We start from the raw sequence: 11,473 nt of genomic DNA, 5'->3' as shown, positions 1-11,473 counted from the left end.
ACGTTGCATTTATTCATATTAATGCCAGCCGTAAGCAATAAAAAAGCGCCCGCAGGCGCTAATGAAATGAAGAGATCGTGACCGGCACTGCCGGGCAGACATTCTTTTACGCATAATGCAGCGTTTCCGGCTCCCGGCGCAGAATCACCTTGCCGTGGCGCACGGAATAACGCGCCTTCGCCTGGCGGCGCACCACTTCGTAATCATCCGGCGCGTCGAGCACCACCAGATTCGCCGGACGCCCTTCACAGAGCCCGTAGTTATCGCCGAGGTTCATGGCACGCGCGCTGTTATCGGTGACAAAATCCAGGCTGTGCTTGAGATCCTCATAACCCATCATGTGACAGATATGCAGCCCGGCGTCGAGCACGCGCAGAATGTTGCCGTTGCCAAGCGGATACCAGGGATCTTTAATCGAATCCTGCCCGAAGCAGACGTTTAGCCCGGCGCGGTCCAGCTCCGCCACGCGCGTCACGCCGCGACGCTTCGGCCAGGTATCGAAACGCCCCTGCAGATGAATGCTTTCCGTCGGGCAGGAGACGAAGCTTAAGCCAGCGCGTTTGAGCAGGCGGAACAGCTTTGAGCAGTAGGCGTTATCATAAGAGCCCATCGCCACCGTGTGGCTCGCCGTCACCCGCGCGCCCATGCCGCGCACGCGCGTCTCCTCCGCCAGCACCTCCAGGAAGCGCGACTGCGCGTCGTCGGTTTCATCGCAATGCACGTCCACAAGGCAGCCGGTGCGCTCGGCCAGATCCATCAGGAATTTCACCGAGCTGACGCCCTGCTCGCGGGTGTTTTCAAAATGCGGAATGCCGCCGACCACATCCGCGCCCATCTCCACCGCCTGCTCCATCAGCGCCCGCCCCTGCGGGAAGGACTCAATGCCCTCCTGCGGGAACGCGACGATTTGCAGATCAATCAGGCCGCGCGCCTCGTCTTTCACTTCCAGCATCGCTTTCAGCGCGGCGAGCGTCGGGTCGGTCACATCCACATGGGTGCGCACGTGCTGAATGCCGTGGTCGCGCAGCATGCCGATGGTCGCGTGCGCGCGGCGTTTGGTGTCCTCATGAGTGATGGTGGCTTTGCGCTGGCCCCAGCGCTCGATGCCTTCAAACAGCGTGCCGCTCATGTTCCACGCAGGCTCGCCCGCCGTCAGGGTGGCGTCCAGATGAATATGCGGCTCCACCAGCGGCGGAATAACCAGCCCGCCCTGCGCGTCCAGGTCGCCTTCATGGGGTGCCTGCATCGCCGACTGCGGCGTAATGGCTTTAATGATCCCGTCATCCAGCACGAGCGTGAACCAGCCTTCGCGGCGGCGTAAACGGGCATTAACGATATTCATAACGGCTCCTTTGAGTAAGACGGTGAGTGTGGCTCACGGCTGCGGCTGTGCCAGCGCACGACGCTGTTCCCGCCCGCGCGCCAGGCGCACAAACAGAAGATAGCTCGCCGCCGACACCGCGATACCCACCAGCGGGGCGACCCACGGTGAAAAGTACGCGGTCAGCGCGCCGAGCGAATAAGCGGCAAGCCCGGCATAGTTAAAGCGCGGCAGGCGGGCCTCGCTGAGCGCCGGATAACGCCCGCGGCGGTGAAACACATAGTCGGCGATAATCACCCCGCCGACTGGCGGAATAATGCTGCCGAGCAGCACCAGAAACGGGATCAGCAGCTCATACATCCCGCCGATGGCCAGCAAAATGCCGATGCCCGCGCTCGCGACGGTGAGCGTGCGGCGACGCTCGCTGCGCAGTAAATGGCAGGCGGCAGCAGAAACGTTATAAATCGTCGGCCCCTGAATGGTCCACAGATTCAGACACAACATGATAACCGCCGCCACCGACAGCCCCTGCAGCGTCATGACCGCCACGATATCCGCCTGCTGATAGACCACCGCGCACCATGCGCCTGCGACCACCATCAGCCCGTTGCCGATGAGAAAGCTAATCAGGCTGCCGGTAATGGCGGTGCCGCTGCTGCGCGCCATGCGCGTCCAGTTGGTGGCCTGGGTCGCGCCGCTCGCAAACGTGCCGAACACCATGGTGATAGCCGCAGACCAGCCCAGGGTTTCGGTGGGTTCAATGCGCTGCATCGCCTGCCAGCCGCCCGCGTGGCGGGTCGCAATCCACATTGAGGCCACCAGCAGAATAAACATCAGCGGCACCGAAACGCGCGAGAGCAGATCCAGCCCGCGATAACCCACCAGCGCCGTGACGCAAAACGCGAGGCCGAAGAACACCATCAGCGGCGTGGTGAGCCATTCCGGCAGCGCCAGTAATTTAACGAGCGTGATGGCGACCGTGGCGGTGCCCCACGCGTACCAGCCCAGCTCCGCGAAGCCGAGCAGGAAATCGGAGAGCTTGCTGCCCTTCTCACCAAAACAGAAGCGGCCCATCAGCACCGTGTTAAGCCCGCTGCGGGCGGCTATCCAGGCAAGCGCCGCCGCATAGAGCGCCAGCAACAGGTTGCCGATAGTGGCTATCCAGAGCATCTCGACAATCGGAAACGCGACGCCGAGCTTGCCGCCTGCGAACATCGTGCCGGTGAAAAAGGTAAAGCTGAACAGCACCATAGAAATGGAGAGCAGGCCTTTGCGCCCGGCGGCGGGTGCCTCGCTTAACGGGAATTCGGTGTTGGCTGACATAACGACTCCTCTGCGAAAGATAAAACGCGGGTGGACAGAGATTCAGCAAGTTATGTGCCAGGAATCGGCGGGCGAAATGACGGATATATCCGGCATCAGCAGAGAAACAACGCCCTGCGATTGTGCAACGCGGCGCGGTTTGCACTGTTGGCGGGAGACGCGCGCCGCCCCGGACGGCGGCGCGCGTTACAACGGATGGCAGGATCAGTCGAGATCGGCCCCGTTGCTGGCGATCACTTTTTTATACCACCAGAACGATTTCTTACGCTTACGCTCCAGCGTGCCGCGACCCTGGTCGTCGCGATCCACCCAGACGAAGCCGTAGCGCTTGCTCATCTCGCCGGTGGAGGCCGACACCAGATCGATGCAGCCCCAGGTGGTGTAGCCCATCACCGGAATGCCGTCTTCGATGGCTTCGCGCATCGCGCGGATGTGCTCGCGCAGATAACTGATGCGGTAGTCATCTTCGATTTCGCCGTTTTCATTAAACGCGTCTTTCGCGCCAAGGCCGTTCTCCACCAGGAACAGCGGTTTCTGGTAGCGGTCATACATCATGTTCATGGTGATGCGCAGCCCCAGAGGATCGATCCCCCAGCCCCATTCGCTCGCCTCGATATACGGGTTTTTGAGCGATTTCACGATGTTCGCCGCACTCGTCACCTGGCTGTTCATATCCGCCGAGGCGCAGCGCGAGGCGTAGTAGCTAAAAGAGACGAAATCGACAGTATCTTTAAGGATCTCATCATCTTCCGGCGCTTTTTCAATCACGATGCCTTTTTCACGGAACAGGCGCTGCGTATAGGCCGGGTACGCCCCGCGCGCCTGCACGTCGATGAAAAACAGATTTTCGCGGTCTTTCTCCAGCGCCGCCCAGACATCTTCCGGCTTGCAGGAGTAAGGGTAGAAGTTACCGCCCGCCAGCATGCAGCCCACCTGGTTTTGCGGGTTCACTTCATGCGCGATACGGGTGGCGATAGCGCTGGCGATAAGCTCGTGGTGCGCGGCCTGGTATTTCACCTGCTCATGGTTTTCGCCCGGCTCAAACGCCAGGCCAGCGCCGGAGAACGGGCTGTGCAGCAGAATGTTGATCTCGTTGAACGTGAGCCAGTATTTCACCAGCCCGTCGAACGCTTCAAAACAGGTGCGCGCGTAGCGGGTGAAAAACTCCACCATTTTACGGCTGCGCCACGAGCCATATTCGGTCACCAGGTGCATCGGCACGTCGAAGTGGCACAACGTCACCAGCGGCTCGATGTTGTATTTTTTGCACTCGCTGAACAGCGCGCGATAAAACGCGATGCCCTCTTCGTTCGGCGTCTGTTCATCGCCGTTCGGGTAGAGACGGCTCCAGGCGATCGATGTGCGAAATACCGTAAAGCCCATCTCGGCCATCAGCGCGATATCTTCTTTATAGCGGTGATAAAAATCGATCGCCTCGTGGCTTGGGTAAAATTCATCGTCGCGCCAGCCGGTGCGCTTATCGAGCCCAAGCTTTACCGCCAGACGATTCGGGCCGTGCGGCAGCATATCGACCGTGGCTGGCCCTTTGCCGCCCTCGCGCCACGCGCCTTCCGCCTGGTTTGCCGCAATCGCGCCGCCCCATAAAAATCCTTCTGGAAAAGTGTTGTTATCCATACGCGTCCTCTGATTAATTCGGTTTTACTGCGGGCGCCTGCGCGGTGAAAGCCGCAGGCTGCGGGTTATCGCGGGCGGGTTCGGGTGCTTCGACGGGAATATCCTCAAAGCCCAGCACCAGCGTCAGGATAAACGACAGCACCACCGCCAGCGCCATCACCCCAAAGACCCAGACAATCGTCATCGGGTTGGCCGGATCGAAAAACTGCACGCTGGTAAACAGCCCCGGCGCGGCCATCGAGTGGCTCGCAAGCCCGGCCAGGCCCGCCACCGCGCCGCAGACGAAGCCGCTAATCAGGCTCGCCACCAGCGGGCGCTTCAGCCGCACCGCCACGCCGTACAGCGCGGGCTCTGAAATGCCCGCCACAATGGCGGATGCTGCCGCGGCCAGCGCCGTCTGGCGCAGTTCCGGGTTGCGGGTGCGCCACGCGACCGCCAGCGACGACCCGCCGAGCGACAGGTTGGCCCCGATTTCCGACGGCATCACCATGCCCTCTTTGCCGGTTTCGGCGATGGTCTGGATGATGGTCGGCGTAAACACGCGGTGCATTCCGGTAATGACTAACAGCGGCCAGAGCGCGCCCATAATCGCTACCGACAGCCAGCCCAGATAGCTGTGGATGGTGTACACCACCGACGAAATGCCGCTGCCAATCCAGATACCAATCGGGCCAATCAGCATGATGGCGATGGGCGCAGCGATCAGCACAATCAGCATCGGTTTCAGGAAGTTCTTGGTCACCGCTGGCGTGATTTTGTCCACCCAACGTTCAATATAGGAGAGTATCCAGGTCATGCAGAGCGCCGGGATCACGGTATAGGTATATTTTACCGCGGTGACCGGAATGCCAATGAAATCCACCGGTTGCCCCTGCGCGGCTTTGGCCATCAGGTCAACGAAGTTCGGGTGCACCAGCACGCCCGCAATGGCTATCGCCAGCGACATATTGGTTTTGAATTTCAACGCGGCCGAGGCGGCCACCATGATCGGCAGGAAGAAAAACGCGCCATCGCCAATCACGTTGAGAATGGTAAGCGTCGGCGCGCCCTTCTCCACCACGCCCGACATCTCCAGCACCATCGCCAGCAGTTTGACCATCGAACCGCCGATAATCGCCGGGATAAGCGGCGACATAGTGCCAATTAGCGCGTCGAGAATGCCCGCGCCGATGCGCCGCAGGGTGATTTTGTCGTTACGCGGCAGCGCGCGTTCAACCCGCGCGCCCTCCGGCAGCAGTTTCAGGACTTCGGCATACGCCTGCGACACCGTGTTGCCGATGATGACCTGGCACTGGTTCTCATTGCGCACCACGCCGAGCACGCCGGGAATGGCTTTAAGGCGCGCCATGTCCACGGCGCTGTCATCGTTCAGCACAAAGCGCAGGCGCGTCATGCAGTGCGTGACCGCCGCCACGTTACCGCCACCGCCAATCGCCTCGACGACCGCGCCTGCCAGCGCTACGTAATTCTTTGACATGATGGTGAACTCTCTCGTTATCACACGCCGTGGCACCAGAGCTGCTTCTGCGCGTTTATTATTTTAAATTCAGGTACTTGCCATGCGTTATGGCGCTAAACGCCGCGTCGCACTGACAGGATGATGTAATAGGTAACCGGTTCCACATTAGAGTGGTTGCGGTCATAAAACAGATCAACTGAAATTTAATCGGGCTTTAAAATCTGTGATGCGGATCGCCATGAGGCGCGCGTAAGCGTGCGCGATCTCCTGCCGCCTTACCGGGAAATGTGTAGAATGTGCGGCAATTAAGCCGAGCCGGAGGGATAACATGTCGACAATGCAGGAAGTGGCCAAAAAAGCGGGCGTCTCTAAGGCCACCGTGTCTCGCGTGCTCTCCGGCAAAGGGTATGTGAGCGAAGAGACGCGCAAACAGGTGTTCGAAGCTATCGACGCGACCGGCTACCGGCCCAATCTGCTGGCGCGCAATCTCGCGACCAACACCTCCCAGTGCATCGGGATGGTGGTCACCAACACGCTCTACAGCGGCAGCTACTTCAGCGAAATCCTCTCGCGCGCGGCGAAAAAGCTGGAAGAAAATGGCCGCCAGTTGATTCTGGTGGACGGTAAACACAGCGCCCGCGAAGAGCGCGAGGCGATTGAGTTTCTGCTCGATTTACGCTGCGACGCCATCATCCTCTATCCGCGTTTTCTCGGCGTTGACGAGATTGACGAGATCATCAGCCAGACCCGCCAGCCGGTGATGGTGGTGAACCGCAAGCTGCGTAAACACCAGAGCCACTGCGTTTGCTGCGATCATAAAACCGCAAGCTTTAACGCCACCCTCGCGCTGCTGGAGCGCGGGCATCGCGACATCGCGTTTATCACCGGATCGCCTGATTCCCCTACCGCGCTGGAGCGTCTGGCAGGCTACAAAGAGGCGCTGCGCCAGCATGGCATTACACCTGCGGCGTCGCTGATTGTGGAAGGCAAATGGACGCCCGCAAGCGGCGCGCAGGCGGTAAACACGCTGCTGGAAAGCGGCACCTCATTCAGCGGGCTTATCGCCAGTAACGACGATATGGCGGTCGGCGCGCTGAAAGCGCTGACGGACGCAGGCATTCCGGTGCCGCAGCGGGTGTCGCTGATAGGCTTTGACAACAGCCCCACCGCGCCCTTTCTAAGCCCGGCGCTCGCCAGCGTGAAAGACCCCGTCACGGATATGGTGCATGAAACGATAAACCGCCTGATTGCGATGCTCGACGGCGGCTATCTCTCACGTGATAACCTGTTCGTTTCAGAGCTTATCCTGCGCGATTCGGTGGGGAATGGGCCTTACTGCGCCCGCTCGTAAGTGGCGCTGATTTTTAACGGGAAAGTCTCCGCCGTCGCGAAATGCGCGGTGAATAAGCGCAGCGGACCGCCTTTAAGGCTCTGGAAATAGTAGTACGCCGAATAGCGGTTGCCGGGGCGGTAACGGAATCCCAAATCGGGTAAACACTGCCCGCGCGCCACGTGGCGTTTCTCCTCGGGCAACTGCGATTCCATTAAGGACTCTCCCCTCTCGCTGTATATTTCAACCGAGCGAATGACCTCATCAGGTTGATTCGCCACCAGCAAACAGACCGTATCGCCGCGCGCCATTACCGCGGCGGGCTCTTCAAGAGATATCTTGTCCGCACCGGACGGACACCCCGTCAGTAAACCGGTTAGCATCACGACAAGCAGGCGTTTCATCTTCCCTTTCCCTTCGCATTTCCTGGTGTGCGAGAGTAACGCGTTGTCCACGAGCGCGCCTGTCGACGCGCCGAAAAATGACCGTTTTCAGATTTGCACAAGACGCCTTACGGCTCGCTTTTCACCACGTAACGCGTAGCGGGAAAGCGGTTCAGAATCAGGTGCACTAAAAACACCATCGTCAGCGTGATAAGCAGCGACACGGTGACGGAGCTGATGCGGTAGAGATCGCTGAAAACCAGATCGGTGTCGGGGTGAAGGTTCTGCCCGAACATGATGCCGAGCGTGGTGATACTGGCGAACCCGACGCCCGCGCCGACTTTTTCCATCACATGCAGGCGGGCGCTGAAGGCGAAACCGAGCGCGATAAGCGGCATCATCAGCACCATATGGCTGCTGTGATCGTAGAGCACCAGCTGCACCAGCAGCACATAAAGACAGCCAATCACCACGCCCACCACGCGCCACAGCGAGCTTAACACCGCGCCGCGATAATGCATGGGAAAGAGGATCAGGATGCCCGCCATCAACGCCGAGAGCGAATCGCTTAAATCCGCCATCTGAAACACCACGAAATTCAGCGTTGCCACCGTGCCGGAGAGCAAATATTCATGGCGCACCCGCGCGGCGTCTTTTTCAATCAGCGGCGGCGGCTTGCGCGGTTCAACATCCGGCAGCAGATAGTGCATCAGCGCGCTTAAGCCCACGGCCATCACGCTCGCTTCCATGTTGGAAAAGAGCAGCGTGTGCCAGTCGCTGGTCGGGTAGCTCATAAAGTTGAGCATCACGCTCTGGCAGACGACGCCCATCGAGCCGAAGAGAAACAGCGGGCCTTTGCTCATAAAGCGAAAACGCATGACGTAGAGCGCAAACACCACGCCGGTCATGATCACCGGCCATTGCGACAGATAACCGACAATAATCACCATTTCGACGCAGTTCAGCGCGGCGCTGAAGATAAATTGCTTCGCGACGTGGCGGTTAAATACCGGCACCAGCGACAGCAGCATGATCGGATAGATAACAAAAAAGACGCCGTAGCTGGTGTTATAGAAACTCGAAATGCTGAGCGCGATAACGCCCGCCAGCATGATGCGTAGTGTCTGGCGGAAATCATTCGCCGTATAGACGATGTTGCCGTGCGGGGTAAAGACCCGCGCCAGTGTATTAATAGACATAGTTAATACACATAGTGCAGGAGGCTTATCAGGTGGATCTGTACGCCCGAGAAGAAGCGGGCGAACGGACCTTCGCTGTTGTAGAGCTGCACGGTGGCGCGCGCGCCGGTCGGCAGCGAGGCAGGCAACGGCTCGTCCAGCGCCACATGAATGCGCATCCGGCGGGCGTCGCGCACCCAGCGGTTCGACTCCTCCGGCTGCGACAGCTGCCCGTTCACCGCCTGCTGGCCCGCCAGTATCCCTGCGTCATGGCTGGTGACGTGCGCGTGGAACACCTGGCCTGGCAGCGCGTCGAACACCACGGCGGCGTCGGTGCCCACATGCGTGTGCCGCAGGCTCTTCTCGCGGAAATCAGCCACGATATCGGTGTGCTCGCTCACCAGCGCCAGCGCGGGCGTACCGGCGGCGGCAAACCAGCCGGGGCTTAACTGCAGGTTGCTGACGGTGCCGTCGGCTTCGGCGCGGATCTGTGTCCAGCCGAGATTAAGCTGCGCGTCCTGTAGCGCGTTGCGGTATTTCTGTAGCGTCACGTTACGGTTGTCGTCACGCTCGCCGCGCTCGATGGTCAGTTCGTTGATTTTCGCCTCCAGCTGCGCCACCGCCTGTTCGCTGGTCTGCCAGGTGGTGCGTACCTTATCGAGATCCTGCTGCGAGACGTTTTGCATCGTGCTCAGGCGCTGGTAGCGATCAAAGGTGACTTTATCGTTGCGGGCCGTCAGGCGGGCGGTGTTGAGATTCGCCCTGGAGGCGACGATCTGCGCGTCCAGTTGCTCGTTGGCAAGCCGCGCCTGGCGCAGCGCGATTTCCGCCGCCTCGACGCGGTTGGTAAACGGCGCGGCATCCAGCTCAAACAGCAGATCGCCCTTTTTCACGTGGCTGTTGTTGGCGACATGCACCGCCGCCACGTAGCCCGAGACGCGCGAGGAGACGGGCGTCACCACGCGCATCACGGTGGAATCCGGCGTCAGCGGGATCCAGATATCGGCGAGAATGAAGTAAACGAACATCGCCAGGAAAGTGGCAATACTCACCCTTACCCAGCGGGCAAATTTTTGTTCCGGAGTCATCATAGTTATTGTGCGTTGTTAGCGTCTTCGTCGCGGATCGTGCGCAGATTACGCGCGATCTGGTTTAAGGTGTCGCTGAAGATGTCCATATCCTGCGCGGGAATATTGTGTGACACGCGCGCCTGGTAGCGCGCAATCACCGTGTTAAGCGTGGCGAGCATCGCCCGGCCTTCGTCGGTGAGCGAAACCAGGCGAATGCGTTTGTCCCAGGGTGACGTAGTGCGCACCAGCAAACCTTTACTTTCAAGGCACGCCAGCGTGCGCATCAGCGGCGGCAGTTCAATGCCCTGCACCTGCGCCAGTTCGCTGACCGAAAGATTATCCCCCTGCTGATCGAGCTGCATCAGCACCGTCCAGCCAGACTGCGTCAGGCCGGTGTCGGTAATCGCACTATCAATAATGGCGCGCCACTGACGCACTATCATCGCCATGCGCATGCCCATCGGACGGCGGGCGAACCGTTCATCTTCAGTCATTGAGGGCTCCCTTCAGTTAGCGGGAGGGCAAATTAATACTTATCAGGGTAAGTATCAAGAAACGGGCGGCAGAAAAGCATGGATTGCGAAAGGCGCGGGCCGCCGCATAAGCTGCGCGGCCCGTGATGGTCAGGCGTGATTACTGGCTGAGACGGCTTGCGATAAGCCGCAGCTCATCGGCGATTTTGCGCATATCCGGCGCGTCGTCTTCACGCGGGCCGGTGGAGTGGCGGATCACCAGCCGCGCCGGGAGAATGGAAGAAAGCCGCGAGGCGTCGCTTTCGCTCGCTTCCAGCAACCGCCGCACCGCCTCTTTGCCCTGCATGTCGAGATCGAGCGAGACGGTGGTCAGCGCCGGGTAGAAAAACGAGCTTTCGTAGGTGTCGTCATAGCCGATCACCGATTTCTGCCCCGGAATGGAGAGCTGCTGCTGATGAAACGCACTCAGCACGCCAAGCGCCATCTGGTCGTTCGCCACCAGCACGGCGGTGAAATGCGGCGCTTCACGCAACATTTGCAGCGCGCCCGCGTAACCGCTCTGCGCGTCCCAGTTGCCATGCAGCACCGTCACCGGCGTTAAGCCGTAGCTTTCCAGCGTCTCAAGCCAGCTTTTGAGGCGCAGCCGCGCGGACACCGAGCGCTCCGGGCCCGCCAGCAGTGCGATATCGCGATGCCCCAGTTCATATAAATACTTCACGCTCGCGCGCGTGCCGTCCGCCGGATTAAAAGAGACGTTAAACACCGAGCTGTACGGGTCTACATCAAGGAACAGGCACAGGATGTCGTCGTTATCGGCGGCGATTTTCTCTGCTTCCTGGGTCTCCAGCGGCACGTTGATGATAACCTTATCCACCAGCTGGGACTTGAGTTCGTTGATGGAATCCTGAATTCCCTGGCTGACGTTCTCATCGATCATCGAGATCAATACCTGGTAGCCATCCAGATTTGCGTAACGTTTCACCGCCGCCGCCACCTGTGACGGCGCATGGAGCGCAAGCGACGTGGTGACCAGGCCAAGCGTCATGCTCTGCTTACCGACCAGCTGCTGCGCCAGTCGGTTAGGCACATAACGCAGATGCGCAATCGCCTCTTCCACCTTGCGACGCGTGGCTTCAGAGACATTCGCAGACTTATTCAAAACACGAGACACCGTCTGGTAGGAAACCCCCGCATGGCGGGCGACGTCTTCCAGTGTGGCGCTTTTAGACTTCATGTTCCGGTTCCTTTTTCATGGGCTGCGCTGATTGTAACAGGCACCAGCCGGAAAAGCCTTTTCTGCC

Annotated in this window: 10 protein-coding genes; 1 reads left to right on the top strand and 9 read right to left on the bottom strand. The window is 59.8% G+C overall.

Annotated elements, in window-relative coordinates:
• Positions 1-106 precede the first annotated feature (106 nt).
• The 4 genes from codA to ascF all read right to left on the bottom strand — a co-directional run bounded on the left by codA (position 107) and on the right by ascF (position 5,756).
• Complete coding sequence (codA, locus tag ACUW6V_RS12685; protein WP_454038438.1) at positions 107-1,342, bottom strand: cytosine deaminase; 1,236 nt, start codon at positions 1,340-1,342, stop codon at positions 107-109.
• Positions 1,343-1,375: 33 nt separating this feature from the next.
• Positions 1,376-2,644, bottom strand: coding sequence for a cytosine permease (gene codB / locus ACUW6V_RS12680; protein WP_007889341.1), 1,269 nt, complete (start codon positions 2,642-2,644; stop codon positions 1,376-1,378).
• A gap of 204 nt (positions 2,645-2,848) precedes the next feature.
• Positions 2,849-4,279, bottom strand: coding sequence for a 6-phospho-beta-glucosidase (locus ACUW6V_RS12675; protein ID WP_097641246.1), 1,431 nt, complete (start codon positions 4,277-4,279; stop codon positions 2,849-2,851).
• A gap of 13 nt (positions 4,280-4,292) precedes the next feature.
• Complete coding sequence (gene ascF / locus ACUW6V_RS12670; RefSeq protein WP_454038437.1) at positions 4,293-5,756, bottom strand: PTS cellobiose/arbutin/salicin transporter subunit IIBC; 1,464 nt, start codon at positions 5,754-5,756, stop codon at positions 4,293-4,295.
• A gap of 310 nt (positions 5,757-6,066) precedes the next feature.
• On the opposite strand from ascF, the gene ACUW6V_RS12665 reads away from it, so the two are divergent.
• Positions 6,067-7,089, top strand: coding sequence for a LacI family DNA-binding transcriptional regulator (locus ACUW6V_RS12665; RefSeq protein ID WP_454038436.1), 1,023 nt, complete (start codon positions 6,067-6,069; stop codon positions 7,087-7,089).
• Here ACUW6V_RS12665 and ACUW6V_RS12660 read toward each other — a convergent pair.
• The 5 genes from ACUW6V_RS12660 to ACUW6V_RS12640 all read right to left on the bottom strand — a co-directional run bounded on the left by ACUW6V_RS12660 (position 7,071) and on the right by ACUW6V_RS12640 (position 11,406).
• On the bottom strand, positions 7,071-7,472 hold the full coding sequence (locus ACUW6V_RS12660) for a putative T6SS immunity periplasmic lipoprotein (protein WP_454038435.1): 402 nt from the start codon (positions 7,470-7,472) through the stop codon (positions 7,071-7,073). The genes ACUW6V_RS12665 and ACUW6V_RS12660 overlap by 19 nt on opposite strands.
• A 107-nt stretch (positions 7,473-7,579) precedes the next feature.
• Positions 7,580-8,650 (bottom strand): DUF2955 domain-containing protein, encoded by a 1,071-nt coding sequence (locus tag ACUW6V_RS12655; protein ID WP_029039378.1) that lies wholly within the window; start codon positions 8,648-8,650, stop codon positions 7,580-7,582.
• Positions 8,651-8,652: 2 nt separating this feature from the next.
• A complete protein-coding gene (locus ACUW6V_RS12650) occupies positions 8,653-9,720 on the bottom strand; it encodes an HlyD family secretion protein (RefSeq protein ID WP_454038434.1) in 1,068 nt (355 codons plus the stop codon).
• Between the two features lie 2 nt (positions 9,721-9,722).
• Positions 9,723-10,193 (bottom strand): MarR family winged helix-turn-helix transcriptional regulator, encoded by a 471-nt coding sequence (locus tag ACUW6V_RS12645; protein ID WP_004387097.1) that lies wholly within the window; start codon positions 10,191-10,193, stop codon positions 9,723-9,725.
• A 139-nt stretch (positions 10,194-10,332) separates the two neighbouring features.
• Positions 10,333-11,406, bottom strand: coding sequence for a LacI family DNA-binding transcriptional regulator (locus ACUW6V_RS12640; RefSeq protein ID WP_032972220.1), 1,074 nt, complete (start codon positions 11,404-11,406; stop codon positions 10,333-10,335).
• Positions 11,407-11,473: the final 67 nt, after the last annotated feature.

The organism is Cronobacter sp. 153480017-3, assembly GCF_053627815.1.
The sequence above is the reverse complement of the archived record's forward strand: the minus strand, read 5'-3'. Positions and strand labels throughout refer to the sequence as shown.